Genomic DNA, 26,728 nt, shown 5'->3' with positions numbered 1-26,728 from the left:
GTCATTGCTCCACGAGTGCGGATGCCTTGGCGGCACAGATGAAATCGTTCTCGCTCAGCCCGCCCACGTCGTGGGTGGAGAAGCGCACCACCGCGCGGTCGTAGTGCACGCCGAGGTCGGGGTGGTGGTCTTCACGGTGGGCGATCCAGGCCAGCGCGTTCACGAACGCCAGGGTGCCGTGGTAATCGTCGAAACGGAACGTACGGACCAGCGCGTGGCCGTCCTCGGCTAGCGCCCAGCCGGGGACCTGCGGCAGCAGCTCGCTCCTGCGCGCCTCGCCCAGGCGGTGTTCGCTGCCCTTGCGCGGCACGCAGCGGGCCTGCGCGAGGGGAATCAGGTCGGTCATGGCGGTATCTCCGTCGACAGGGACTTAACGGCCTCGCACATGGAATCTGTATCCCATCAGCAGCAGCCAAGACACGGCTAGAATACCCTGCATGATCCAGATTTCAGATACCGCACAGCGCCATTTCCGCAAGCTGATCGAGCGCGAGGCCATCCCCGGCATGGGGGTGCGGCTGAGCGCGGTCGAGCCGGGCACGCCGCGTGCCGATGCGCGCCTGGAGTTCGCCGAGCCGGCGGAGCTGCAGGGCGATGAATGGGCCGTGGACTGCGACGGCTTCACGCTTTATGTGTCGGCCTCCAGCGTGGCATGGCTGGAAGGCGCCGAGATCGACTATGTCGCGCAGGCGGCCGGCACCCAGCAGCTGACCATCAAGGCGCCCCGGATCAAGGGCGAGGCGCCGGGCGAGGCGGCGTCCATGGTCGAGCGCGTGCACTGGGTCATCGAGAACGAGATCAACCCGCAGCTGGCCTCCCACGGCGGCCGCGTGGCGGTGCAGGAAGTCTCCGCCGACGGTGTGGTGCTGCTGCGTTTCGGCGGCGGTTGCCATGGCTGCGGAATGGCTGACGTGACCTTGAAGCAGGGGATCGAGAAGACCTTGATGGGACGGGTGCCCGGCGTGACTGCCGTGCGCGATGCGACCGACCACGCCAGTGGCCAGGCGCCCTACATCCCGCGCGACAGCGCGGGCTGAGCGACTTCCCGCGTGCCGGTGACGCGCGTTGCCGACCTGATCGCACTGCTGGCCGCGCGGGGGCAGGCCAGCATTCTGCACGATCGCCGCACCGGTTTTCCCTACAGCTGGAGCGCTTGGCTGCGTGGTTGCGCGGCCAGCGCACCCTCGGCGTTCAGCGCGGCGGACGCGGCCGCGGCGGCGCCGCGCCCGCCGGCGGTGCCTGCCGGCGGCACGCTGCTGCCGTTTCCCCGGGCGCTGCTGTACGTGCTGCGGTGGGCCGGAGGCGATCCGCCGCGGTCCGACCAGCGCCGGATCCGGGCGGTCTCGGCGCTGTGCAGCGCCGCGCTGCACCTGCTGTTCGCCCTGTTGCTGGTGTGGGTGGCGCTGGTGCGCAGCCATCCGCCGGCCGGGGAGGCGGCGGGGGAGCGGGTGCAGGTGCAGTATGTCGGCCGCGGCACGCCGCTGGACGAGGGCGGGGGGGCGCCGGCGGCCGGTGCCGCGGCACCCGCACAGGAGCGCGCGGCATCGTCTGCGCCGGCCGCGGCGGCCGCGCCGCCTGCCCAGCCGCCTGCATCCGCGTCCGCGTCCGCCGTGGCGGTGGCCGGCACCGATACGCCGGTCCCGCAGGACCCTGCGGCCGCCGAGCCGCAGGCCATGGCGGAGCAGCCGCTGCAGGTGACCGATGTGCCACGGCCGACCACCTCGTTCGTCCTGCCGCAGCCCAGCGTCGAGCCCGCGCCGTTGGCGATGCGCGAGCTGGAGGTGCGCGAGCGCCCGGTGGCGCCGGTGCTGCCGTCGCCGGTGCCCACGCGCGCCGTGCCGATGCGCGAGGTCGCGCCCCGGGCGCCGGCCATGCCGCAGGTGCAGGTACGCGAACGGCAGGTCGAGGTGCCGCAGCCGTCGCCGGTGGTGATGGCGCAGGTCCGGCCACGCGAACCGGACCTGCGGCTGACGCGCCCGCAGCCGACGGTGCGCGAGCGGCAGATCGAGACCGCGCCGCGCCAGGACGTGGCGATGGCGACGCTGCCGGAGCGGGAGGACAGCCTCCGCATCGGGGCCAAGGACATCACCGTGCGCGAGCGGACGTTGCCGGCGGTTGCCGGCAAGGCCGCGGCCCCGGCGCCGCTGGCGGGCGTGGCACAGGCGACCGACGGTCGGGGGCAGGCGGCGACGCCGGCCACCGAGGCGGCGCGGGACCCCGGCCGCAGTCCGGGGGCCGGGCCGCGCGCCCAGGACCGCAGTGGTGGATGGGCCACGCCGCAGCGCTCTGATGACTGGGGGGCCGCGGAGCGGAATGTGGCAGGTGATTCCGGTGCGGCCGCCGCGCAGGGGCCCGGCCTGTTCAACGCCGACGGCAGCGTGCGCCTGGCCGGCGAGGGCGACCGTCAGGAGGGGCCGCCGGCCACGCGCGGCGCGCCGGGCAGCGATGCCGATGGCTGGAGCCGCGAGCAGATCGACCGTGCCGGCACCTGGCTCAAGCGGCCTCCCTACGACCATGCGCCGACCTCGTTCGACAAGTACTGGGTACCCAACGAATCGCTGCTGGCCGAATGGGTGCGCAAGGGCATCAAGAGCATCGAAATCCCGATTCCGGGGACCGGCACCCGCATTTCCTGCGTGGTGTCGATCCTGCAGTTCGGGGGCGGTTGCGGCCTGAGCGACCCCAACATGCAGGAACAGAAGGCCGGCGCACGGCCGCCGCCGGACATCCCGTTCAAGAAGGAGCTGCAGGACGACAACGGCAGCCGTTGAGCGGCGCCGTGCCCGATCCACTGCATTGAAAGTGGATTTCTAGGGAGTCCTGCCGCGCCGGATGGCGCGCGCTACGGCGGGCGTCAGGAGCATCACGCAGACCAGAAGCGCGGGGGCGCCGACCACTGCGGCGGGGCCGACCCATGCCGGATCGGTCCTGGCCATGTCGGGACGAGCGTGGATGCAGAGGGAACCGGCAAAGCTCGCCCACAGCGGAACAAGCGAGGTGACCGCCAATCTCCTGAGGGATGGCGGCGGCGATGCGGCCATTGCTGCCCCAGGAAGGGGGCCGTCAATGGTGCCGGCACGGGCGTGTCGGCGCGATGCGATCACTTCAAACCGTGCAGATCGCGCAGCTGGCTCGGCCGCGCACCGAAATAGGCCGCGAGGTCGGCGATATCCTGGTCGCTGAGGTCGGCGGCCTGCGGCGTCATCAGCACCTGTTCGCGGTCGCCGCTGCGGTAGGCCTGCAGGGCATGCGCGAGGTAGTCGCCGTACTGGCCGCCGAGCTTGGGATAGCTGGGGTCGATGGGCGCGTTGCCGTCGGCGCCATGGCAGTCGATGCAGCTCTGCCCGGTGGCCTGTCCCTTGGCGTTGGCCAGGCGTTCGCCGGCGGCGATGCGTCCCTGCGGCAGGCCGGCGGAGGAGCTGCCGTGGCCGGGCTCGGCCGCGGACCGGCCGGAGGAGTCGCCTTCCGGCTGCGAGCAGGCCGCCAGTGCGCAGGCGACGGACAGGGCGATGGCGAGACGCAGGGCGTGCTTGGCTTTCGACATGGGCGGTGCCTACTTGAGGGTGGAGAGGTAGGCGGCGAGGTCGGCGATGTCCTGCGCACCGAAGCTCGTGGACTGCGCCTGCATGGTCGGGTGCTTGCGCTTGCCCTCGCGGTATTCGTTCAGGGCCTGCGTGAGGTACTGCGCCGACTGCCCGCCGATCTTCGGGACACGGTAGCTGGGGTAGGCGTTCTTGTAGCCGGTCAGGCCGTGGCAGCCCTGGCAGGTGTAGGCCAGCATGCGGCCGTTCTCGACATCGCCGGTCGTGGCGGCGGTGGATGTTTCAGACTGCGGGCTGGCTGTTGCGTACGCCACCGGAAGGGCGAAAGCCAGGGCAAGACAAGCGGCGAGCGGCTGCGGGCGCATGGTTTCCTTGTCCGTGGTGCGGGTCTGGTGGTTCCGCCGGGGGCACGGAACGGGCCGAGTATAGCCCGCGTATTCACCGGTTCGGAACTGTTCATGGTTGTGCGCCGCGGCATGCGGGCATGACCTTTGGCGCATGGTGTCCTCGTGGGGTGGTGCAATACTTTGCTATAACACCAGTCACTGCATCCTCAAGGACCCACGATGTCGCCATTCCTCCCTACGCCCTGCGGCAGCGGACGCCGCACCGCCGCTTTCCTGGTCGCCGCGGCCCTGCTGCTCGGCGGCTGCAAGGCCGGCGGCGACACGGCCGGCGCCGCGACACCGGACGCACAGAAGGGCGCCGATGCGGTACTGGTTGAAGTGGCCAAGGCGTCGCGCCGCGGGATCGCCGCCAGCTACGCCGGCACCGCGTCGCTGGAGGCGCGGGCCGAATCCCAGGTGGTCGCCAAGACGTCCGGGGTAGCGCTGGAGGTGCTGGTGGAAGAAGGCCAGCAGGTCCGTGCGGGGCAGCCGCTGGCGCGGCTGGACCCGGACCGCGCGCGCTTGAGCGTCGCGCAGAGCGAGGCGCAGATGCACAAGCTGGAGAACAGTTACCGCCGCGCCGAGAAGCTGGTGCAGCAGCAACTGGTCAGTGCCGCCGATGTCGACCAGCTGCGCTACGACCTGGAGAACGCGCGCGCCCTGCACCGCATGGCGGTCCTGGAGCTGTCCTACACCACGGTGCTGGCGCCGATCGCTGGGGTGGTCGCTTCGCGGGACATCAAGCCCGGCAACTTCGTGCAGATCAACTCGCCGATCATCCGCATCGTCGATGGCAGCCGCCTGGAGGCGACGCTCAACGTACCCGAGCGCGAGATCGCGAAACTCAAGCCCGGGCAGGCGGTGTCGCTGCAGGTGGATGCGCTGCCCGGGAAGACCTTCGCCGGCACGGTGGACCGGGTCGCGCCGGTGGTCGACACCGGCTCGGGCACTTTCCGCGTGGTGGCCGGCTTCGCCGGCGACCAGGAGCTGCAGGCGGGCATGTTCAGCCGCCTGAGCATCAATTACGACCAGCGCGCCGACGCCCTGGTGGTGCCGCGCAACGCGCTGCTGGAGGACGGCGGCAAGCCGGCGGTGTACGTGGTGCGGGAGGGCCGCGCGGTACGCACCGAGCTGGTCCTGGGCTATGACGACTCGGGCTGGGTGGAAGTGCGCGAGGGCCTGGGCGAGGGCGATGAGGTCGTGGTCGCCGGCAAGGCCGCGCTCCGCGAAGGCAGTGCGGTGCAGGTGATCGGCAAGGCATCGGAGACGGACGCGGCAGTGGCCCCGTCCGCGCCGGCGGCGGCGCGATGAGCACGCCCGTTCCGCCGGTTCCCGGCGGTGGTTTCGACCTGATCGAATTCGCCACCCGCCGCCGCGTCACCATCGCGATGATGACGCTGACCCTGGTGCTGTTCGGGCTCATCTCGCTGTCCAGCCTGAAGGTCGAGCTGCTGCCGGACCTGAGCTATCCCACGCTGACCGTGCGCACCGACTACGAGGGCGCGGCGCCGGCGGAGGTGGAAACGCTGATCTCGCAGCCGGCCGAGGAGGCGCTGGGCATCGTCAAGGGGCTGCGCAAGCTCAAGTCGATCTCACGCACCGGGCAGAGCGACGTGGTCCTGGAGTTCGCCTGGGGCACGGACATGCAGCAGGCCGGGCTGGACGTGCGCGACAAGATGGAGACGCTGCAGCTGCCGCTGGAGGCCAAGCCGCCGGTGCTGCTGCGCTTCAACCCCTCGACCCAGCCGATCATGCGGCTGGCGCTGTCGTCGCGGCAGGAGGCGGGCAACGAGGACGATGCGGTGCGCCGGCTGATGGAGCTGCGCCGCTACGCCGACGAGGACCTCAAGCGCAAGCTGGAGCCGGTCAGCGGGGTGGCCGCGGTCAAGGTGGGCGGTGGCCTGGAGGACGAAGTCCAGGTGGACATCGACCAGCGCAAGCTGGCGCAGCTGGGCCTGTCGCTGGACGACGTGATCCAGCGCCTCCAGCAGGAGAACGTGAACCTGTCCGGCGGCCGCCTGGAGGAGGGGTCGCAGCGCTACCTGGTGCGTACCGTCAACCAGTTCGCCACGGTCGAGCAGATGCGCGAGCTGCTGCTCAACACCGGCGCCGGCGCCAGTGCCTCGTCGACCGGCGAGAACCGCCAGCTGATGACCGCGATCCTGGGCAGCCGCGATCCCAACGTGATCGCCGCGCTGCGCAGCGACGGCAGCGGCGGCGGTACGTCGCCGGTACGCTTGAAGGACGTGGCCGAGGTGCGCCAGGGTTACAAGGAGCGCGAGGCGGTGATCCGTGCCGGCGGCCACGAGGCGGTGGAGCTGGCGGTCTACAAGGAGGGCGACGCCAACACCGTGGCCACCGCCGATGCGCTGGAGGCGAAGCTGGCGGCGATCCGCAAGCAGATGCCGCGCGACATCGAGATGACGGTGGTGGAGGACCAGTCGGTGTTCATCCGCCATGCGATCAAGGACGTGAAGGTGGACGCGGTGATCGGCGGGCTGCTGTCGGTCCTGATCATCTTCCTGTTCCTGCGCGATGCCTGGAGCACGTTCGTGATCTCGCTGTCGCTGCCGATCTCGATCATCGCCACGTTCTTCTTCATGGGGCAGCTGGGGCTGAGCCTGAACGTGATGTCGCTGGGTGGACTGGCGTTGGCCACCGGCCTGGTGGTGGACGATTCGATCGTGGTGCTGGAGTCGATCGCCAAGGCGCGCGAGCGCGGCATGGGCATCCTGGAAGCGGCGATCAAGGGTACCCGCGAGGTGTTCATGGCGGTGGTCGCCTCGACGCTGACCACGATCGCGGTGTTCCTGCCGCTGGTGTTCGTCGAGGGCATCGCCGGCCAGCTGTTCCGCGACCAGGCGTTGACGGTGTCGATCGCCATCGCGGTGTCGTTGGTGGTGTCGATGACCCTGATCCCGATGCTGAGCGCGTTGAAGGGCCGCCCGCCGTTGGCCTTTCCGGCCGAGCCGCCGCGCCAGCCCTGGAAGCCGGGGTCGCGCTGGCAGGCGCCGGTGGCACTGGCCGGGCGTGGGGCGGGGGCGCTGTTCCGCCATGGATTCTTCCTCCTGGCGTGGCTGGTGGTGCGCGTCTGCCGTGGCGTTGCCGCGGTGGCCGGGCCGGTGATGGGCAAGGCCAGCGACCTGGCGATGGCGCCGTATGCCCGCGCCGAGGCCGGCTACCTGCGGCTGTTGCCGGCGGCGCTGAAGCGTCCCTGGCCGGTCCTCGGCGGCGCGGCGCTGGCGTTCGCGCTGACCCTGGCGGCGCTGCCGCTGCTGGGCGTGGACCTGTTGCCGCAGCTGGCCCAGGACCGCTTCGAGATGACCGCCAAGCTGCCGCCGGGCACGCCCTTGGCGCAGACCGATGCGCTGGTGCGCGAAGTGCAGCGGCAGCATGCCGGCGAGGCCGGCGTGCGCCTGCTGTATGGCGTGTCCGGGACCGGCACGCGGCTGGATGCCAGCCCCACCGAGAGTGGCGAGAACATCGGCAAGCTGTCGGTGGTGATGAGCGATACCCGCCGTGAGCCGGCGCTCACCGAATCGCTGCGGCGGACGATGGCGGCGTGGCCGGCGGCGCAGGTGGACTTCGCGCGCCCGGAGCTGTTCGCGCTGTCGCCGCCGCTGGAGATCGAGATCGAGGGCGACAGCCTGGAGGACATCCGGGTGGCCGGCAACCGCCTGGCCGGCATGCTGCGGCAGAACCCGCACTATGCCGACGTCAAGTCCACGGTGGAGCAGGGCTTTCCCGAGATCCAGGTGGTGTTCGACCAGGACCGCGCCGCGGCGCTGGGGCTGACCACCCGGCAGATCGCCGATGCGGTGGTCAACAAGGTGCGCGGCAACGTGGCCACCCGCTACAGCTTCCGCGACCGCAAGATCGACGTGCTGGTGCGCGTGCGTGAATCCGAGCGCTCCTCGGTCGCGGACATCCGCCGCCTCATCGTCCACCCGACCGGCGGCAAGCCGGTGGAACTGGCATCGGTGGCCGAGGTGGTCGCCACCACCGGCCCGAGCGAGATCCACCGTGCCGACCTGCGGCGGGTGGCCATCGTCTCGGCCAACCTGCGCGGCATCGACCTCGGCAAGGCCATCACCGAGGTGCAGAAGATGGTCGCCGAGCATCCGCTGGGTACCGGTGTCGGCATGCACATCGGCGGCCAGGGCGAGGAGCTGGGCGAGTCGATCCGCTCGCTGCTGTTCGCCTTCGGCCTGGCGGTGTTCCTGGTCTACCTGGTGATGGCCTCGCAGTTCGAATCGCTGCTGCACCCGTTCGTCATCCTGTTCACCATCCCGCTGGCCCTGGTCGGCGCGGTCACGGCGCTGCTGCTGTCGCGGTCGCCGGTCTCGGTGGTGGTGTTCATCGGCCTGATCCTGCTGGTCGGCCTGGTGGTGAAGAACGCCATCATCCTGATCGACAAGGTCAACCAGCTGCGCGAAGAGGGCGTGGCCAAGCGCCAGGCGCTGGTGGAGGGCGCGCGTTCGCGCCTGCGCCCGATCATGATGACCACCCTGTGCGCGGTGTTCGGCTTCCTGCCGCTGGCGCTGGCGTTCGGGCAGGGCGCCGAGGTGCGCTCGCCGATGGCGATCACGGTGATCGGCGGGTTGCTGGTGTCCACCCTTCTGACCCTGCTGGTGATCCCGCTGGTATACGACCTGCTGGACCGCAGGCCGGATGCGTTCTATGCCGAGCGCGGACGCCGGGCGCGGCAGCAGGGCGCGCAGCTGGCGCAGGCGCTGGCCCGGGAGCAGGACCGGCTCGACGGCGGCGCGGCGGAGGGCTGAGCGGATGAACATCACCGAGTTGTCCATCCGTCGCCCGGTCACCACGATCATGCTGTTCGTGTCGATGGTGGTGATCGGCCTGATCGCCGCCTTGCGGCTGCCGCTGGAGTCCGAGCCGGAAGCGACGATCCCGTTCTTCTTCGTGTCGCTGCCATACCCCGGTTCGACCCCGGAGGAGGTGGAGCGCAATCTCCTCCGCCCGGTCGAGGAAGCCATCGCCACGATGCCCGGGATCAAGTCGATGAACGCGCGCGCCAACGCCGAGGGCGCGCAGATCCAGGTCGAATTCAGCGACTGGAACCGCGACATCGCCATGGCCGCCTCCGAAGCGCGCGAACGCATCGATGCGGTGCGCGACCAGCTGCCCGACGATTTCCGCCGTTACTACGTGCAGCGCTGGAGCACCAGCGACCAGGAGGCGATCAGCCTGCGCCTGAACAGCCGCGACGACCTGACCGCGCGCGCCGACCTGATCGAGCGCAGCATCAAGCAGCGCCTGGAACGGCTGCCGGGGGTGGCGCGGGTGGAAGTGGAGGGCGTCGCGCGCCAGGAAGTGCTGGTGGCGCTGGACAAGGACCGCATCAGCGCCCACGGCATCGCCCTGAACGACCTCGTGCAGAAACTGCAGGCGGCCAACTTCTCGGTGTCGGCCGGGCAGATCACCGAGGACGGGCGGCGCCTGCGGGTGCAGCCGCGGGGCGAGCTGCTGGAGCTGCGGCAGCTGCGCGAGCTGCCGGTGAACAACCGCGGCACCCGCCTGTCCGACGTGGCCGAGGTCAGCCTGCAGCCGCAGCGCATGAGCTATGTGCGGCAGATGGACGGCAAGCCCAGCGTCGGCGTGGACATCTACAAGGAGCGCTCGGCGAACCTGGTGGACCTGTCGCGCGCGGTGGGCCGGGAGATCGCCGCGCTGGGCGAAGACCCGACCATGCAGGGGATCGACATCGAGGTCGCCTACGACTCGGGCAAGGCGGTGACGAGCTCGCTGCTGGCGCTGGCCGAGGCCGGCGCCATCGGCCTGCTGCTGTCGGTGATCGTGCTGTACGCGTTCCTGCGGCATTGGCCGTCGACGCTGATGGTGTCGCTGGCCATCCCGATCTGTTTCATCATGACGCTGGGCTTCATGTACTTCACCGGCATCACCCTGAACATCATTTCGATGATGGGGCTGCTGCTGGCGGTGGGCATGCTGGTGGACAACGCGGTGGTGGTGGTGGAGAGCATCTACCAGGAACGCGAGAGCCTGGCCCGCCATCCCCTCCAGGGACTGGAGGGCCGCGACCGCTCGGCGATGGCCTCGATCATCGGTACCCGGCACGTGGCGATCGCGCTGTCGGCGGGCACGCTGTGCCACTGCGTGGTGTTCCTGCCGATGCTGTTCGGCGAGAAGAACATCATCACCATCTACCTGTCGCAGCTGGCCGTGACCATCTCGTTCTCGCTGCTGGCCTCGTGGCTGGTGGCGGTGAGCCTGATCCCGATGCTGTCGGCACGCATGCGGACGCCGCCGGCGCTGCAGTCGCCGCTGATCGGCCGGCTGCAGCAGGCCTATGCCAGGCTGCTGCGCTGGACCCTGGGCCATCGTGGCTGGACCGTGGCCGGGATCCTGGCGGTGTCGCTGGCCAGTGTGTGGCCGATGATGAATACCGCCGGCGGTGGCGACGAGAGCGACCCGGACGAGATCAACATCTTCTACCAGTGGCGCGGCGCCTACTCCAAGGAGGAGATGGGCCGGGAAGTGGCGCGGGTGGAGGCGTTCGTCAATACGCACCGCGAGCAGTTCCACGTCAAGCGCGTCTACAGCCGCTACAGCGAGCAGGGCTGGTCGCAGACCCGGCTGTTCCTGGACAGCGACGACCGCGAGCTCAGCAAGAAGATCGAGGAGGAGATACGCAAGGGCCTGCCGCAGTCGGCGCGGGCCAAGATCGGCATCGGCTGGCCCGGTGGCATGGGCAGTGACGGCAAAGGCCTGCGCTTCAGCCTGGTGGGTGATTCCACCCAGACCCTGAAGGAGCTGGCCGAGGACATCGTGCCGATGCTGGCGCGCGACCCCGGCCTGCGCGACGTGCGGGTGGATACCGGCGATGCCAACACCGAGCTGTCGGTGCGGGTCAACCGCGAGCGCGCGGCGGCCTACGGCTTCAGCGTGGACCAGGTGGCGCGCTTCATCGGCATGGCGCTGCGCGGCTCCTCGCTGCGCGACTTCCATCGCGACGAGGTCGAGATTCCGGTCAACGTGCGCTTTGCCGGCTCGGAGACGTTCGGCATCCAGGACCTGTCCTCGTTCATGCTGCGCACCGCCGGGGGCAAGGAGGTGCCGCTGCTGGCGGTGGTCGACGTCGGCGTCAATCCGGCCGCCAACACCATCCAGCGCCTGAACCGGCAGACCATGCTGCGCATCGAAGCCGGGCTGGCCAAGGACGTGCCGATGGACCAGGCGCGCAAGTCGGTGGAGGCCCTGCTGGAAGGCGTGCAGTTCCCGCCGGGCTACGGCTACACCTTCAGCGGCGCGGGATTCAACATCAACTTCGACGGCATGGAGCAGATGCAGCACGCCATCCTGATCGCACTGGTGCTGATGCTGGTGATCATGGCGGCGGTGTTCGAATCGCTGCTGTTCCCGGTGGCGATCATGTCCTGCGTGCTGTTCTCCATCTTCGGCGTGTACTGGCTGTTCTGGCTCACCGGCACCGAGATGAACATCATGGCGGTCATCGGCATCCTGGTGCTGATGGGCGTGGTGGTGAACAACGGCATCGTGATGATCGAGCACATCAACAACCTGCGCCGGCGGGGAATGCCACGCATCGATGCACTGGTGGAAGGCAGCCGTGAACGCCTGCGCCCGATCATGATGACCATGGGAACCGCGATCCTGGCGATGATCCCGATCGCGCTCAACACCCAGACCGCCGACGGGATGCCGCCGTACTACCCGATGGCGCGGGCAATCGCCGGCGGGCTGGCGTTCTCCACGGTGGTCAGCCTGCTGTTCCTGCCGACCATCTACGCGCTCCTCGACGACCTGCGCAGCGGCACGGCGCGGCTGGTGCGGCGCGCGCGCGGACTGCCGGCGCCGGAGGCGGCGACGGCCACTGCCGGGCAAGCGCAGGGAGGCTGAGCGGCATGGCTGCCGGCCACGTGCCGGCAGCCCCGCAGGACGGGACGGCCGTCCCGGCCTGCGCCGTGGTTCCGGTGCCGGGGCGGTGCCTGGGGCTTCGACGTCAGCCGGCGAGCTTGCCGTAGACGGTGAAGCCGGTCAGCCACAGCCCCAGCATGCTGCCGATGTTGGTCAGCATGAAGGTGAGTACCACCCGGGTGACGCGGTTGCGGTACCAGCCCTTGAGCGACTGTGCGTCATCGCGCAGCCGCAGGAAGTCGCTGTAGGCCGGCCGCCGCAGCCGGGTTTCCACCAGCGCCGAGAACGCGCCGGTGGGGATGCTCAGGCGGAACGGCTTGAAGGGCGCCACCACGATGGCGGTGAGGATGCTCAGCGGGTGGCTGCCGGCCAGCAGCGCGCCGATCCCGGCCAGGCCGCCGGTGTACAGCGCCCAGGTCGCGAGCATGTGCGCGCCCATGCCCATGCCGCCCTTCCAGAAACCGAGGCCGATCCCCGCCAGCACCACGGCGAGGATGGCCAGCGTGAGCCACGGGATGTTGCGTTTCTTCGGCACCGCCTCCAGCTGCTCGCGCAGCAGCGCCGGGGCCTCGGTGTCGTCCTCGAGGTGGCGCGCCAGGCCGGCGAGGTGGCCGGCGCCGACCACCGCCAGCACGTTGCGCTGGTCGTCGGCGCGGGCCTCGCGCAGGCGGGTGGCCATGTAGCGGTCGCGCTCGCCGATGATGGTCTCGTACAGCGCCGGGCTTTCACTGGCGAACTCGCCGAAGCTGGATTCGAGCATGTCGCCCTGCTTGAGCTTCTCGATCTCGTCCTCGCCGACGTCCTCGGAGGAGAACAGGCCGGCGCCGAGCCCGGCGACCAGCCGCAGCTTGCCGAAGAAGCCCAGCCGCTGCGAGGCGCGGCGGAAGGTCAGGCCGACCTCGCGGTCGATCAGGTGCACCGGCAGGCCGTGTTCCCGGGCCAGGAGCACCGCGCGCTTGAGTTCGGCGCCGGGCTCGATGCCGAGCTGCTCGGCCAGGCGGCGCTGGTAGGCGGCCAGGGCGAGGTTGGCGGCGAACAGGGCGATGCGGTTGTTGCGGATCACCTCGATCAGGTCCAGCCGCGCCAGCGCGTCCGGATCGGTCAGCGCCTGCAGGCGTTGCGGGTCGAGCTCGACCGCGACCGCATCGAAGCGGCCGCTGGCGATGGCCTGTTCCACCGCCTGTACGCTGGCGGCGGAGACATGGGCGGTACCGAGCAGGGTGTAGTGCACGCCGTCGCGTTCGACGGTGCGCAGCGGCTGGCCGGCGAGCAGGTCCTGGCCTGCGTGTTCGGAGATATCGGTCATTGCGTCACTGCAGGGAGAAGGGCGTCGCCGGCGGCGCCATGGGCGGGCCGGGCGAGGCCGGGGCAGACGAGGGCGCCCATGCCGGCGGCATGGGACGGGCGGGGGCGGCCGTGAGGGAAGCGGTCCACCGCCGCGGCGTGCGCCGGCGGCGACCGCGGCACGTCGGCAGCGCCGCCCTGGCCGGTCGTGGTGCAGGGCCGATCATGCCGGCCTGCCGGGGCGGGGCGGGTGACGCCTGCGGCGGCGCGCCGCCTAGGGGTCGCGGCGCCGGGACGCGGAGCGCGTGCGGCGGCCCGGCGGGAGCGGAGGCTGCCGCGGGCAACGCCGGGTACGGTCACGCGCGGGGGCATTCAGTCGATGTAGCGCTTGAGCAGGCCGTCATAGGCATCGATGCGACGGTCGCGCAGGAACGGCCAGATGCGGCGGACCTGCTCGCTGCGCTGCAGGTCCACTTCGCAGACCAGCAGCGTCGCTTCGGTCCCCGCCTCGGCAAGGAATTCGCCCTGCGGACCGAGCACGTGGCTGGTGCCCCAGAAATCGATCCCGGAAGCGCCCAGCGGCGAGCGCTCGTGGCCGACGCGGTTGCACGACAATACCGGCAGCCCGTTGGCCACGGCATGGCCGCGGTGGCTCAGCACCCAGGCATCGCGCTGGCGGTCCTTCTCGTCCTGCGCATCGTCCGGGTCCCAGCCGATGGCGGTGGGGTAGAGCAGCAGTTCGGCGCCGGCCAGCGCCATCAGGCGCGCGGCTTCCGGGTACCACTGGTCCCAGCACACCAGCACGCCGAGGCGGCCTACCGAGGTGTCGATGGGCGCAAAGCCGAGGTCGCCGGGCGTGAAGTAGAACTTCTCGTAGAAGCCCGGATCGTCCGGGATGTGCATCTTGCGGTACTTGCCGAGCAGGGTGCCGTCCTTCTCCAGCACCACCGCGGTGTTGTGGTACAGACCGGCCGCGCGGCGCTCGAACAGCGAGGCGACGATGACCACGCCGTGCGTCCTGGCCAGCGCCGCCAGCCGTTCGGTGCTCGGGCCGGGAATCGGCTCGGCCAGGTCGAACTCGTCCACCGATTCGTGCTGGCAGAAGTACGGGCCGTTGTGCAGTTCCTGCAGCAGCACCAGCCGCGCCCCCCGTGCGGCGGCCTCGGCCACGCGGGCCTCGATGACGGCCAGGTTGGCGGCGGCATCACCGTGGTTGCGCTCCTGGACCAGGGCGACGGTAAGGGGGCTGCGCGAGTTCATTGCGGCGATCCTGCAGTGGAAAACGCGCATGGTAACGCGGATGGGCGCCGGCGATGCGGCCAGGGCTGAACAGTGCGGCGAACGGAGGAGGGGCGGCCGCGGCGGGCATTGCCGCCGTGGCCCAACCGGCGGAGCGGCGTGGGCCATGGAGCCGTGGTCGCATCGTCCGGCATGAAGCGCAGCGTGGCTGCAGGCAACGGACGCGGGGCCAGGCACGGCTGAGCCGCTGCATGGCCGATCCGCGCCGCAGCGGGGCGGATCGATGCAACGCCGAGCGGGGGCGGCGCCGTGGCTGTGGCGGCTCAGCGTTCCAGCAGGCCGGCAGGCAACTGCATGGTGATGCAGTGCAGGCTGCCGTTCTGCCAGATCAGCGACCGGCAGGGGACCTGCACGATCTCGCGGTCCGGGAAGGCGCGGGCCAGCACCGAGCGCGCGGCCTCGTCGGCGTCATCGCCATAGGCCGGCATCAGCACCGCGCCATTGATGACCAGGAAGTTGGCGTAGGACGCGGCCAGGCGGCGCTCGCCATCGCGTACCGGGCGTGGCCAGGGCAGCGGGAACAGGCGGTAGGGCAGGCCGTCGGCGGTGCGCAGCGCGGCCAGTTCGGCACCCATGGCCTGCAGTTCGGCGTAGTGCGTGTCCTGCGGGTCGTCGCAGTCCTGGTAGACGATGCTGTCCGTCGACGCGAAGCGGGCCAGGGTATCGATGTGCGCGTCGGTGTCGTCGCCTTCCAGGTAGCCATGGTCCAGCCAGAGCACGCGCTCCTGCCGCATCCACTGCGCCATGTCGGCACCCAGCGAGGCGCGGTCGCGTGCGGGATGGCGCTCGTGCAGGCAACGCCAGGTGGTGAGCAGGGTGCCGGCGCCGTCGGTGTCGATGGCACCGCCCTCCAGCGCGAACGGCAGGCTGCGCACCTCGGTACCGGGCTTGAACAGTCCGGCGGCATGCAGCACGCCGACCAGCTGGTCGTCGCGGCTGGCCTCGAACTTGCCGCCCCAGCCGGTGAAACGGAAGTCCAGCAGCTGGAAGCCGCCGTCGTTGCGGGCGAGGGTGATCGGGCCCGAATCGCGCAGCCAGGTGTCGTCGTAGGGGGCCGGGATGAACCGCACCCGGTCCATGTCGACGCGGTTGGAGCGCAGGCGCATCTCGGCATAGGTCTCGACGTCATCGTCGGCCACGCAGATCACCACCGGCTGGAAGCGGGTGATCGCCGCGACCAGGGCGATGTAGGTCTCTTCGACCTCGGCCAGGCGCTCGGCCCAGTCGGTATCGGCGTGGGGCCAGGCGATCAGGACGCCGGACTGGGGTTCCCATTCGGCGGGGAAGCGGAGTGCGTCGGTCATTGCGGCTGCGGTGCTCGGATCAGTGGAGACGGGGCCGGGACCGGGCGGACCCCGGGCCGGGGGGCAGGTCAGCGGATCGGCGGCCGGGGGCCGGCCTCGTCGGCGCTGGCCTGGTTGGCGACCACGTCGATCACGCGTTGCTGCTCGAAATAGACGGTGAATGCCGGATAGACCCAGCGGTTGATCGTCGGCCAGCGGCGGTTCTGCCCGCCGCGTGGATCGAGGCGCTCCTGCGGGGTGCCGAAGCGTGCATGGACCTGGCCCATCGACTGGCCGCGTGCCGGCATCTCGCTGCTGGGCCGGGCCTGGGTCCGCTCCAGCAGCAGCGTGTCGGCCGACGCCAGCGGCGCCAGGAGGAGGCCGGCCGCCAGGGCCAGGCCACGGAATATCTGCGTCATGCTCGCTTCTCCCCAGAGGACAGGTGACGTTCGCAACGGGACCGTGCGGGCGCGGCGCGCTGCACGGTCATCGCCACGCCGCACCGGCGTGGGCGCACAGGGTATCCGTGGCGGCGGCCGGATACAAAAAACCGCCCGAAGGCGGCTTTCTGCAGATGCCGGAGGCCGCGCTGCCGGAGCAGGCGGCCTGCACCGGACGGCTCAGCGCTGGCGGGCCTTGAAACGCGGGTTCGACTTGCAGATCACGAAGATCTTGCCGCGACGGCGCACGACCTTGCAGTCACGGTGACGGGCCTTCGCCGATTTCAGGGAGGACAGGACTTTCATGGCATACCTCGGCGGATACGTTGGAGTTCTTCACGGGAGCGTAGCCGCGGGTAGGCAGGTTGACGCTCGTTCAAGCCCGCCATTCTACCGGGTATTTCCATGGCGCTTCAAGTGGTTGCGGAGAAGAGTCGGCCGCGGCGGCGGACGGAGGGCTAGAATGCGCCGATTCCCGCCAGCAGAAGGCCGCAGATGAGCCAGCTTCCGCCCGTCCTCACCATCGATGGTCCCTCCGGGGCCGGCAAGGGGACCGTCAGCCGCATCGTCGCCCAGCGCCTGGGCTGGCACTACCTGGACTCCGGCGCGCTCTACCGCGCGGTGGGGGTGGCCGCCAGTTGGGCGGACATCGACACCTCCGACGCTTCGGCGCTGGTGCGCTGCACCTTCGACACCCGGATCCGCTTCGTCGAGCAGGGCGAGAGCCTGCGGGTGCTGGTCAACGGGTCGGACGCGACCGACGAGCTGCGGCTGGAGACCACCGGTGCGCTGGCCTCGGCGATCGCCGCCATCCCGGAGGTGCGCGCGGCACTGAAAGAGCGGCAGCGCGCATTCAGGGTCGCCCCCGGCCTGGTCGCCGACGGGCGCGACATGGGGACGGTGATCTTCCCGGATGCGCCGTTCAAGGTGTTTTTGACCGCCAGCGCCGAGGAACGCGCCACCAGGCGGCATAAACAGTTGAAGGAAAAAGGGGTTTCGGTTAACTTTGACGACCTCCTGCGCGAGATCATGGCCCGCGACGCCCGTGATGCACAGCGCGCAGTGGCGCCCCTGAGGCCGGCCGAAGACGCCGTCCCCATCGACACCAGCGGTATGGGCATCGACCAGGTCGTTGCCACGGTGCTGGGCCTGCTTCCCTCGCAGGAAGCCTGACCCCCACCCGTTCCGCGAGAGCGCCCGGCAACGGGCGCCGTCGCACAATCGAGGTTGTAAAAGGCTCCGTCGTGCAGGGTGCACGGCGGTTTTTCCACTCCACACACGGCTGCTTGCATGGGGCCGACCAACAGGCGGGCGGTGCGCAGTCCCTGATGGACGCGGCCAGCCCATGTGTTCAACTGAGTAAATCTAATGACCGAATCTTTTGCCGAACTGTTTGAAGCCAGCCAAGCCAACCTGGCCAAACTGAAGCCGGGCGCCATCGTTGTCGGTACCGTCGTCGACGTCCGCGGCGACGTCGTGGTGATCAACGCCGGCCTGAAGTCCGAAGGCATCGTGCCGATCGAACAGTTCCGTAACGACGCGGGCGAAATCGACGTGGGCGTGGGCGACCAGGTGAAGGTCGCGCTCGACTCGATCGAGAACGGCTTCGGCGAAACCGTCCTGTCGCGCGAGAAGGCCAAGCGCGCGATGGTGTGGGACGAGCTGGAAGAAGCGTTGGAGAAGAACGAGACCATCACCGGCCGCATCAGTGGCAAGGTCAAGGGTGGTTTCACCGTGGACATCAAGGATGTCCGCGCGTTCCTGCCCGGTTCGCTGGTGGATGTGCGCCCGGTGCGCGACCCGGCCTACCTGGAAGGCAAGGAGCTGGAGTTCAAGCTCATCAAGCTCGACCGCAAGCGCAACAACGTGGTCGTTTCCCGCCGTGCGGTGGTCGAGAGCGAGCACTCGGAAGAGCGCGAGCAGCTGATGGACAAGCTGCAGGAAGGCGCGATCCTGAAGGGCGTGGTCAAGAACCTGACTGACTACGGCGCGTTCGTGGACCTGGGCGGCATCGACGGCCTGCTGCACATCACCGACATGGCCTGGAAGCGCGTGCGCCATCCGTCCGAAGTCGTGAACGTCGGCGACGAGCTGGACGTGCGCGTGCTGAAGTTCGACCGCGAGCGCAACCGCGTCTCGCTGGGCCTGAAGCAGCTGGGCGAGGATCCCTGGGACAACATCGCCCGCCGTTACCCGGCCAACAGCCGCGTGTTCGGCAAGGTCTCCAACGTCACCGATTACGGCGCGTTCGTCGAGATCGAGCCGGGCGTGGAAGGCCTGGTGCACGTGTCCGAGATGGACTGGACCAACAAGAACGTCAACCCGTCCAAGGTCGTGCAGGTCGGTGACGAGGTTGAAGTCATGGTCCTGGACGTCGACGAGGAGCGTCGCCGCATCTCGCTGGGCATGAAGCAGGTTGCCGCCAACCCGTGGGAAACCTTCGCCGCCATCCACAAGAAGGGCGACAAGGTGTCGGGCCAGATCAAGTCGATCACCGACTTCGGCATCTTCATCGGCCTGGACGGCGGTATCGACGGCCTGGTGCACCTGTCGGACATCAGCTGGAACACCACCGGCGAAGACGTGGTCCGCAACTTCAAGAAGGGCGACACCCTGGATGCCGTCGTGCTGGCGGTTGATCCGGAGCGCGAGCGCATCTCGCTGGGCGTCAAGCAGCTTGAGCAGGACCCGTTCGGCCAGTACATGGCTGCCAACCCGAAGGGTTCCAAGGTCGAGGGCGTGGTGAAGGAAGTCGACGCCAAGGGTGCGGTGATCGAGCTGGCCGACGGCATCGAAGGCTACGTCTCCGCGCGCGACATCAGCTACGAGCGCGTGGACGACGCCTCGCAGCACCTGAAGGTCGGCGACAAGGTCGAAGCCAAGTTCGTGGGCATGGACCGCAAGGGCCGTACCATGCAGCTGTCGATCAAGGCCAAGGACGAAGCCGAGACCGCCGAGGCGCTGGCCGAGTACAACAAGACCTCGATCGAAGCCGCTGCCGGTACCACCAGCCTGGGTGCGCTGCTGCGCGCGCAGCTGGGCGGCAAGTCCGAGTAATACCCCGGGCAGCGCTTCACGGCTGCCGTTGATGTACCCCAGGCGGCCCGGACGCAAGTCCGGGCCGCTTCAAGGTACGGAGCCATTGACGGGTTCGCGATGACCAAATCCGAGTTGATCGAAATCCTTGCGCGCAACCAGGCGCACTTGAAGGCCGACGATGTCGATCTGGCAGTGAAGTCGTTGCTGGAGATGATGGGCGGGGCCCTGGCCACGGGCGACCGCATCGAGATCCGCGGATTCGGCAGCTTCTCGCTGCACTACCGGCCGCCGCGGATGGGGCGCAACCCGAAGACGGGCGACTCGGTCGCGCTGCCGGGCAAGCATGTGCCGCACTTCAAGCCCGGAAAGGAGCTGCGCGAGCGCGTCAGCGAGGTCCTGCCGCTGGAAGGCGACTCGGCCTGAGTCCGTCGCGACGGCCAGCTGCGGAATCACCGCCGGCCCGGGTAAGCTAGCGTCTCTGTCGACATGGAGCAGGCTGCCGCATGAAGGCTGTCCGACTGTTGTTTCTCCTGGCCGTTCTGGTCGCGGGCCTGGTGATCGGTTCGCTCAATTCGCAACCCGTGGACGTCAGCCTGGCGTTCTGGGTGCTGAGGACGACCTCCGGGGTCGCCATCATCGTCTCGCTGCTGGCCGGCGCGCTGCTCGGCGGCGCCCTGGTGGTCGCGGGCGTGGTCATCCCCCTGTACGCGAAGCTGCGGCGCGCCAACAAGGCCGCAGCGGCGGGCCTGGAACCGCCGGCACCGCCTTCTCCTTCCCCTTTCGACGGACGCTGATCGAAGATGGCTTTTATCAGTGAGTGGTTCTGGTTCTTCCTGTTTCTCCCGATCGCCGCGCTCGGCGGCTGGGTCGTCGGCCGGCGTGGAGGGCAGCGGCACAGCGAAAAGCAGTTGAGCCGCTTGTCGAGCACCTATTTCAGGGGGCTCAACTACCTGCTCAGCGAGCAGCCGGACAAGGCCGTGGAGCTGTTCCTGCATATCGCCGAGCTGGACAAGGAAACCTTCGAGACGCAGCTTGCGCTGGGGCATCTTTTCCGCCGCCGTGGCGAGGTCGATCGCGCGATCCGGCTCCACCAGGGGCTCGCGAACCGTTCCGACCTGTCGCCGGCGCAGCGCGTGCAGGCACTGCTCGCCCTGGGCGAGGACTACATGAAGTCGGGCCTGCTGGACCGCGCCGAGACCGTCTTCACCGACCTGGCGCGGCTCGACCAGCGCGCACCGCAGGCGCTCAAGCACCTGATCGGCATCTACCAGGCCGAGCGCGACTGGGAGAAGGCGATCGAGAACGCGACCCGCTACGAGCAGGTCACCGGCGAGCCGATGGGCAAGCTGATCGGGCAGTTCGAATGCGAGCTGGCCGAGCGCTACCGCGCGGCCGGCCGGCTGGACGACGCGCGCGCGTCGATCGAGCGTGCCAACGCCGCCGATGCCATGAGCGTGCGTGCCGGCATCATCGAGGGACGCCTGGAAAGCGATTTCGGGCGCGACGATGCCGCGGTCCACGCCTTCGAGCGCGCGGCCCGCAACGATCCGGACTATCTTCCGGAAATCCTCCCGCAACTGTTGAAGAACTACCGCAACGTGGGCGACCTGGCCGGCGCGCGGGCGTTCCTTGCCGAGATGACCGAGCATTACCGCGGCATCGCCCCGGTGCTGGCCCTGTCCCAGCTGATGGAGGAGCAGGAGGGCGCCGGGCCGGCGCGGGCCTACCTGGGCCGGCAGCTGAAGGACCGGCCCTCGGTGCGCGGCGAGTCGGCGTTGATCGACCTGACGCTGGCCGAGGGCGCCGACCCGGTGGCGACCCTGCACGACCTGCGGCACATCACCGACCAGCTGCTGGTCCGCAATCCCGCCTATCGCTGCACCAAGTGCGGGTTCGGCGCGCGTACCCACCACTGGCAATGCCCGAGCTGCAAGGAGTGGGGGACGGTGAAGCCCTTGCTGAACTACGCGGTGCTGTAGCCGATGCAGGCGGCATGGATGGCGCTTGGGTTGGTTTCTGTTTTCGGGATCGCGTTCCTGGCAACGGCACTCGCACGTGCCTACGCACTGCGCCGGCGCTTGCTGGACCAGCCCGGCGAGCGGCGGAGCCACGCGGTCGCGACCGCGCGCGGGGGCGGTATCGCCATCGTCGTTTCGCAGTTGCTGGCCTACCTCGGGATCGGGATGGCGGTGCCGCAGGCGGCGCCGACGCTGGCGGTGTTCTCGGCGGGGCTGGTGCTGGTGGCGGGAATCGGCTGGTGGGATGACCACCGGCCGTTGCCGGCGTGGCCGCGGCTGGGCGTGCACGTGCTGGCCGGCGCACTGCTGGGCGCATTGGTCTGGTACTGGACGGGCGATGCGCTGAAGGCTGGTTTCATCGCGCTGCTGACCGTCGCACTGATCAACATCTGGAATTTCATGGACGGCATCGACGGCCTGGCCGCGACCCAGGCGCTCCTGGCCGCGCTCGCCTACGCGCTGTGGTTGTCGCCGCCTTTCGCATTGCCCGCGCTGCTGCTCGCGGCCGGTGTCCTCGGCTTTCTGCCGTTCAACTTTCCGCGGGCCCGGATCTTCATGGGCGATGTCGGCAGCGGGGCGCTGGGGTATCTGCTGGCGGGCCTGGTCGCGTTGGGAATCGCCGAGGGACGGGTGGCCTGGGCGCTCTGGCTGATGCCGTTGACGGCGTTCTGCATCGACGCCGGCGGCACCCTGCTGTCACGCATGTTGAACGGTGAGCGCTGGATGGAGGCGCATACCCAGCACCTGTATCAGCTGCATGTAAAACGTGGATTGAGTCACATAACACTGACCTGCAATTACGCAGTGTTCAGCATTGTCGGCATTACACTTGCGTGCGCTTTCGCCCGGCTTTCTCCCGCTTGGGGCACTGGGGCTGCTGTTGCGTGGTCAACCATGGGCCTGGGCCTGTGGTGGGTATCGCGGAGCAGCGTGCGTTGATCAAAAGGACGTCCCGGTTCGACGAGAGAGGCCCAGAGATGGTATCCAAACGGCAACAGGTGGCAGGAAGCTTCCCTCGCATCGCGGTCATGCTGCATGACCTGTTCATGGTATGGACCTGCTGGCAGGTGCTGTACATGGCCAGGTACGCCATTCTCGACAACGCACCGATCATCCACGTGTTCAGCATGGACATCGCGGTCGTGCTGGTCGTGCAGGCGCTCGCGTTCCGCTATGTCGGCCTGTACCGCGGGCTTTGGCGGTTCGCCAGCGTTGCCGACCTGCTGAACATCTTCAAGGCGAGTTTCATCGGCCTGGCCGCCATCGTCCTGGCCTTCAGCTACAAGCGCCTCGAAGGGATCCCGATGTCGGTCCTGGTGGCCTATCCCTTTGCACTGGCCGCGCTGCTGGGCGGGCCGCGCCTGCTGTACCGCGCGTGGAAGGATTACCAGGCGGTCCATTCGGACGTCCGTGCGCGCCGGGTGCTGGTGCTCGGCGCCGGGCACGCGGCCGAGGCGCTGGTCAAGGACATGCGCCGCTCGGGAGACTACGAGCCGGTGGGCCTGCTCGATGATTCGCGCCATCTGCGGGGCGCCAAGCTCCAGGGCATCCCGATCCTCGGTACCCTGGACGACGTGGCGTCGGTGGCGCGCGAGACTGCGGCCAAGCTGCTGGTGATCGCGATACCGACGCTCGATGCGGCAGGCATGCAGCGGATCGTGGCGCTGTGCGAGAGCACCGGCCTGCCGTTCCGGACGGTTCCCCGGTTGAGCGACGTGCTGGAAGGCAATTCGCTGCCGGGCCAGCTCAAGGAAGTGGCCATCGAGGACCTGCTGGGGCGCAAGCCGGTGCAGCCCGACTGGGAACTGATCCGTGGCTGGCTCAGCGGGCGCACGGTGATGGTGACCGGCGCCGGGGGGTCCATCGGCTCCGAGCTGTGCCGGCAGTGCGCGCGGCATGGCGCCAGCCGGATCGTGCTGCTGGAGATCAGCGAACTGCTGATGCTGAAGATCCAGGGCGAGCTGTGCCGGAACTTCCCGCACCTCAGGATCGAGTGCATCCTCGGCGACTGTGGCGACCCTGCGGTGGTCCGGCATGCATTGCTGGGCTACCGGCCCGACACCGTGTTCCATGCCGCGGCCTACAAGCAGGTGCCGCTGCTGGAAGGGCAGATCCGCGAAGCGGTCCGCAACAATACGCTGGCCACGGAATGCGTGGCCCGGGCCTGCCAGGAACACGGGGTGGACAATTTCGTGTTCATCTCCACCGACAAGGCGGTCGGCCCGGTGAACGCGCTGGGCGCCAGCAAGCGTTACGCGGAGATGATCTGCCAGAGCCTCAACCAGGACAACGGCACCCGCTTCGTCACGGTGCGCTTCGGCAACGTTCTCGGGTCGGCCGGCAGCGTGGTCCCGCTCTTCCGCGAGCAGATCCGCCGCGGCGGGCCGGTGACCGTCACCGATCCGGAGGTGACCCGGTATTTCATGACCATTCCCGAGGCCTGCCAGCTGATCCTGCAGGCCGCGGCATCCTCGTCGCGCGGGGCCATCTACATGCTGGACATGGGGGAGCCGGTGCTCATCCGCATGCTGGCCGAACAGATGATCCGCCTCGCGGGCAAGCAGCCGCACGTCGATATCGCGCTCGTGTATACCGGGCTGCGGCCGGGCGAGAAGCTGCACGAGAGCCTGTTCTACTCCGACGAACACAGCCGCCCCACCGCGCATCCGAAGGTGCTCGAGGCCGGCGTCCGGGAGTTCTCGGCCGAGCGCGTGCTGGGCAACCTGGGCCGCCTGCGCGAGGCGGTGGCCCGCTATGACGTCGAGGCCATGCGTTCGATACTGTTCTCGACGATTCCCGAATACGCGCTTTCGCACGATGCGGACGCGGCGTACGTGGAAACCAACGTCGTCCCATTCCCTTCAAAGGAAGCTGGTAGGAGCTGATGTCCCAACGTATTCGAAAGGCGGTTTTCCCGGTCGCGGGCCTTGGCACGCGTTTCCTCCCGGCCACCAAGACGGTGCCCAAGGAAATGCTGCCGATCATCGACCGTCCCCTGATCCAGTACGCCGTCGACGAGGCCATCGAAGCCGGCTGCGACACGCTGGTATTCGTCACCAACCGCTACAAGCATGCGGTCGCGGACTACTTCGACAAGGCGTACGAGCTGGAGCAGAAGCTCGAGCGTGCCGGCAAGCAGGAACAGCTGGAAATGGTCCGCCATGTGCTCCCCGACGGGGTGCGCGCGGTGTTCGTGACCCAAGCCGAGGCGCTGGGCCTGGGCCATGCCGTGCTCTGCGCGCGTTCGGTCATCGGTGATGAGCCGTTCGCGGTCCTGCTGCCGGACGACCTGATCTGGAACCGCGGCGACGGTGCGCTGAAGCAGATGGCCGATCTCAACCAGGCCAGTGGCGCCAGCGTGATCGCGGTGGAGGACGTGCCGCACGAGAAGACCGCGAGCTACGGCATCGTGGCGACCGACGCGTTCGACGGCCGCAAGGGGCGCATCTCGCAGATCGTGGAGAAGCCGGAGCCCGCGGAGGCGCCGAGCAATCTCGCGGTGGTGGGCCGATACGTCCTGAGCCCGCGGATCTTCGACCTGCTGGAACAGACCGGCCGCGGTGCCGGTGGCGAGATCCAGCTGACCGACGCGATCGCGCAGTTGCTGAACAGCGAAGAGGTCGATGCCTACCGTTTCGAGGGCACCCGTTTCGACTGTGGCACGCACCTGGGGCTGGTGGAGGCGACGATCCGCTTCGCGCTGGACAACCCGAAGCTGGCCGGGCCGGCGCGGGAGAAGCTGACGGCGATGTTGGCGGAATAGAGGGTTTTCAAGCATTTCGTTCGCGGCGCCTTGACTGGTACGTGACGGGCGGGATGGCTGGCCTTTGCAGGGCACGCCGTAAACCCGTCCATGGGGATCGATGGCACCATCCATGGCGCCATCGATCCCGCAAAGGCCCCGCCGCCCCGCCTGTCAGGTTTCCTGAGGGCGCGGAGGGGAAGGGCGGAATCAAAGGCAAAAGAAGCAACGAAAAAGGCAGCCATCGGCTGCCTTTTTTGTTGCCAGGTGTATCCACGCGTGGCGTGGATACACCTGCCTTTGCCCAACCCTCCGCCGCGCGGAATGTTGGGTGGCCCGGATGGGTGAGGCGGGCAGGGACTGCCAGCGGCACGGGCCAGGTACCTGGCGGGTTGGACAGGACGCCCAACCCCGGCCTTGCTGCGTGCGCACGAGTGGGCTTGCAGGCAGGCCGTTGCCGAATCGCTAGGGACGGGGCTATGGCGTATCCCGGGCAGTTCCGCCCGCCCGGGGTCCACGGCATACCGACACGTCCGCCGGCCCTTACAGCGCCTCGAAAATGCCCGCTGCGCCCATGCCGGTGCCGATGCACATCGTCACCATGCCGTACTTCTGCTGGCGACGGCGCAGGCCGTGCAGGAGGGTCGCGGTACGGATCGCGCCGGTGGCACCCAGCGGGTGGCCCAGGGCGATGGCACCGCCCAGCGGGTTGACCTTGTCCGGGTCCAGGCCGCAGTCACGGATGACGGCCAGCGACTGCGCGGCGAAGGCTTCGTTGAGCTCGATCCAGTCCAGCTGGTCCTGGCTCAGGCCGGCCTGCTTGAGCGCCTTCGGGATCGCGGCGATCGGGCCGATGCCCATCACTTCCGGGCGCACGCCGGCGACCGAGAAACTGACGAAGCGCGCCAGCGGGATCAGGCCGTAGTCCTTGATGGCCTGTTCGGAGGCCAGCAGCACTGCACCGGCACCGTCGCTCATCTGCGAGGAGTTGCCGGCGGTGACCGAACCACCGAACTGGCCGTTGCGGAACACCGGGCGCAGCCTGGCCAGGCCCTCGGCCGAGGAATCAAGGCGCGGGCCTTCGTCGGTGTCGGCGAGCTTGTCGCGGGTGATGATGCGCTTGCCGTCGGCCAGGTCGGGCTGGTGCGAAACGATCTCGTAGGGGCTGATCTCGTCCTTGAACTCGCCGTTCTGGATGGCGGCGATGGCCTTCCGGTGCGAGGCCAGGGCGAAGGCGTCCTGGTCCTCGCGCGAGACCTTCCATTCCTCGGCGACCTTCTCGGCGGTGATGCCCATGCCGTAGGCGATCGCGGTGTGGTCGTTGTCGAACACGCTCGGTGCCATCGCGATCTTGTTGCCCATCATCGGCACCATCGACATCGACTCGGTGCCGCCGGCCAGCATCAGGTCGCTGTTGCCCAGACGGATCTGGTCGGCGGCCATCGCCACGGCCTGCAGGCCGGACGAGCAGAAGCGGTTGACCGTCTGTGCGGCGATGGTGTCGGGCAGGCCGGCCAGCAGCACGCCGATGCGCGCCACGTTCATGCCCTGCTCGGCTTCGGGCATGGCGCAGCCGATGATGGCGTCGTCGATACGGTCGACGTCCACGCCCGGGGCCTGGGCGACCACGTGCTTGAGCACGTGGGCGAGCAGGTCGTCCGGACGGGTGTTGCGGAACATGCCCTTGGGCGCCTTGCCCACCGGGGTACGGGTGGCGGCGACGATGTAGGCATCCTGGATTTGCTTGGTCATTGCGGTGATCTCTTCAAAGGGTG

Annotated in this window: 22 protein-coding genes and 1 pseudogene; 14 read left to right on the top strand and 9 right to left on the bottom strand. The window is 69.1% G+C overall.

Going from position 1 to position 26,728, the window contains the following annotated elements:
• Position 1: 1 nt before the first annotated feature.
• The gene (locus tag K5L01_RS05180; protein ID WP_250062531.1) at positions 2 to 346 is read right to left on the bottom strand and encodes a 4a-hydroxytetrahydrobiopterin dehydratase; all 345 of its coding nucleotides are present in this window, start codon (positions 344 to 346) and stop codon (positions 2 to 4) included.
• Between the two features lie 91 nt (positions 347 to 437).
• On the opposite strand from K5L01_RS05180, the gene K5L01_RS05175 reads away from it, so the two are divergent.
• A complete protein-coding gene (locus K5L01_RS05175) occupies positions 438 to 1,037 on the top strand; it encodes an NfuA family Fe-S biogenesis protein (RefSeq protein WP_250062529.1) in 600 nt (199 codons plus the stop codon).
• Positions 1,038 to 1,055: 18 nt separating this feature from the next.
• Positions 1,056 to 2,771 (top strand): hypothetical protein, encoded by a 1,716-nt coding sequence (locus K5L01_RS05170; protein WP_250062527.1) that lies wholly within the window; start codon positions 1,056 to 1,058, stop codon positions 2,769 to 2,771.
• A 329-nt stretch (positions 2,772 to 3,100) separates the two neighbouring features.
• On the opposite strand, the gene K5L01_RS05165 is transcribed toward K5L01_RS05170, so the two are convergent.
• On the bottom strand, positions 3,101 to 3,544 hold the full coding sequence (locus K5L01_RS05165) for a c-type cytochrome (protein ID WP_250062525.1): 444 nt from the start codon (positions 3,542 to 3,544) through the stop codon (positions 3,101 to 3,103).
• Between the two features lie 9 nt (positions 3,545 to 3,553).
• A complete protein-coding gene (locus tag K5L01_RS05160) occupies positions 3,554 to 3,907 on the bottom strand; it encodes a c-type cytochrome (RefSeq protein WP_250062523.1) in 354 nt (117 codons plus the stop codon).
• A 201-nt stretch (positions 3,908 to 4,108) separates the two neighbouring features.
• Here K5L01_RS05160 and K5L01_RS05155 point away from each other — a divergent pair, with 201 nt between their 5' ends.
• The 4 genes and pseudogenes from K5L01_RS05155 (at position 4,109) to K5L01_RS05145 (ending at position 11,830) form a co-directional block, all read left to right on the top strand.
• Complete coding sequence (locus K5L01_RS05155; protein ID WP_250062521.1) at positions 4,109 to 5,239, top strand: efflux RND transporter periplasmic adaptor subunit; 1,131 nt, start codon at positions 4,109 to 4,111, stop codon at positions 5,237 to 5,239.
• Positions 5,236 to 6,903 (top strand): annotated as a pseudogene (locus K5L01_RS14970) (efflux RND transporter permease subunit); the annotation flags it as partial. The gene K5L01_RS05155 and the pseudogene K5L01_RS14970, both read left to right, overlap by 4 nt.
• Before the next feature lie 150 nt (positions 6,904 to 7,053).
• The gene (locus K5L01_RS14965; protein ID WP_425603855.1) at positions 7,054 to 8,709 is read left to right on the top strand and encodes an efflux RND transporter permease subunit; all 1,656 of its coding nucleotides are present in this window, start codon (positions 7,054 to 7,056) and stop codon (positions 8,707 to 8,709) included.
• Between the two features lie 4 nt (positions 8,710 to 8,713).
• The gene (locus K5L01_RS05145) at positions 8,714 to 11,830 is read left to right on the top strand and encodes an efflux RND transporter permease subunit (protein WP_250062517.1); all 3,117 of its coding nucleotides are present in this window, start codon (positions 8,714 to 8,716) and stop codon (positions 11,828 to 11,830) included.
• 103 nt (positions 11,831 to 11,933) lie between these two features.
• On the opposite strand, the gene K5L01_RS05140 is transcribed toward K5L01_RS05145, so the two are convergent.
• From K5L01_RS05140 to ykgO, 5 genes are all read right to left on the bottom strand, one after another.
• A complete protein-coding gene (locus tag K5L01_RS05140) occupies positions 11,934 to 13,154 on the bottom strand; it encodes a TraB/GumN family protein (protein ID WP_250062516.1) in 1,221 nt (406 codons plus the stop codon).
• Positions 13,155 to 13,504: 350 nt separating this feature from the next.
• Positions 13,505 to 14,392 carry a carbon-nitrogen hydrolase gene (locus tag K5L01_RS05135; RefSeq protein WP_250062515.1) on the bottom strand — a complete coding sequence of 296 codons (888 nt, stop codon included), beginning with the start codon at positions 14,390 to 14,392 and terminating at the stop codon, positions 13,505 to 13,507.
• A gap of 302 nt (positions 14,393 to 14,694) precedes the next feature.
• A complete protein-coding gene (locus K5L01_RS05130; protein WP_250062514.1) occupies positions 14,695 to 15,735 on the bottom strand; it encodes an agmatine deiminase family protein in 1,041 nt (346 codons plus the stop codon).
• Positions 15,736 to 15,803: 68 nt separating this feature from the next.
• Positions 15,804 to 16,133: a hypothetical protein gene (locus K5L01_RS05125; protein WP_250062513.1), complete on the bottom strand. Its 330-nt coding sequence runs from the start codon at positions 16,131 to 16,133 to the stop codon at positions 15,804 to 15,806.
• Positions 16,134 to 16,334: 201 nt separating this feature from the next.
• Positions 16,335 to 16,460, bottom strand: coding sequence for a type B 50S ribosomal protein L36 (gene ykgO, locus K5L01_RS05120; RefSeq protein WP_005409283.1), 126 nt, complete (start codon positions 16,458 to 16,460; stop codon positions 16,335 to 16,337).
• A 189-nt stretch (positions 16,461 to 16,649) separates the two neighbouring features.
• On the opposite strand from ykgO, the gene cmk reads away from it, so the two are divergent.
• The 8 genes from cmk (at position 16,650) to galU (ending at position 24,974) form a co-directional block, all read left to right on the top strand.
• A complete protein-coding gene (cmk, locus tag K5L01_RS05115; protein WP_250062512.1) occupies positions 16,650 to 17,327 on the top strand; it encodes a (d)CMP kinase in 678 nt (225 codons plus the stop codon).
• A 195-nt stretch (positions 17,328 to 17,522) separates the two neighbouring features.
• Positions 17,523 to 19,211, top strand: coding sequence for a 30S ribosomal protein S1 (rpsA, locus tag K5L01_RS05110; protein WP_250062511.1), 1,689 nt, complete (start codon positions 17,523 to 17,525; stop codon positions 19,209 to 19,211).
• A 99-nt stretch (positions 19,212 to 19,310) separates the two neighbouring features.
• Positions 19,311 to 19,616 carry an integration host factor subunit beta gene (locus K5L01_RS05105; protein WP_250062510.1) on the top strand — a complete coding sequence of 102 codons (306 nt, stop codon included), beginning with the start codon at positions 19,311 to 19,313 and terminating at the stop codon, positions 19,614 to 19,616.
• A gap of 80 nt (positions 19,617 to 19,696) precedes the next feature.
• Positions 19,697 to 19,987 (top strand): lipopolysaccharide assembly protein LapA domain-containing protein, encoded by a 291-nt coding sequence (locus tag K5L01_RS05100; protein ID WP_250062508.1) that lies wholly within the window; start codon positions 19,697 to 19,699, stop codon positions 19,985 to 19,987.
• Positions 19,988 to 19,993: 6 nt separating this feature from the next.
• Positions 19,994 to 21,172, top strand: coding sequence for a lipopolysaccharide assembly protein LapB (gene lapB / locus K5L01_RS05095; RefSeq protein ID WP_250062506.1), 1,179 nt, complete (start codon positions 19,994 to 19,996; stop codon positions 21,170 to 21,172).
• 3 nt (positions 21,173 to 21,175) lie between these two features.
• Entirely contained in the window at positions 21,176 to 22,150 is a 975-nt protein-coding gene (locus tag K5L01_RS05090; protein ID WP_425603829.1) for an MraY family glycosyltransferase, read from the top strand.
• Positions 22,151 to 22,188: 38 nt separating this feature from the next.
• The gene (locus K5L01_RS05085) at positions 22,189 to 24,096 is read left to right on the top strand and encodes a polysaccharide biosynthesis protein (protein ID WP_250062501.1); all 1,908 of its coding nucleotides are present in this window, start codon (positions 22,189 to 22,191) and stop codon (positions 24,094 to 24,096) included.
• Positions 24,096 to 24,974 carry a UTP--glucose-1-phosphate uridylyltransferase GalU gene (gene galU, locus K5L01_RS05080; protein WP_250062499.1) on the top strand — a complete coding sequence of 293 codons (879 nt, stop codon included), beginning with the start codon at positions 24,096 to 24,098 and terminating at the stop codon, positions 24,972 to 24,974. Before K5L01_RS05085 ends, galU begins: the two co-directional genes overlap by 1 nt.
• Positions 24,975 to 25,496: 522 nt before the next feature.
• Here the strand turns inward: galU and K5L01_RS05075 are convergent.
• Positions 25,497 to 26,705, bottom strand: coding sequence for an acetyl-CoA C-acyltransferase (locus K5L01_RS05075; RefSeq protein WP_250062497.1), 1,209 nt, complete (start codon positions 26,703 to 26,705; stop codon positions 25,497 to 25,499).
• Positions 26,706 to 26,728 lie beyond the last annotated feature (23 nt).

Origin of the sequence: Stenotrophomonas mori (assembly GCF_023556335.1) — a bacterium.
Lineage (GTDB): Bacteria > Pseudomonadota > Gammaproteobacteria > Xanthomonadales > Xanthomonadaceae > Stenotrophomonas > Stenotrophomonas mori.
The sequence above is the reverse complement of the archived record's forward strand: the minus strand, read 5'-3'. Positions and strand labels throughout refer to the sequence as shown.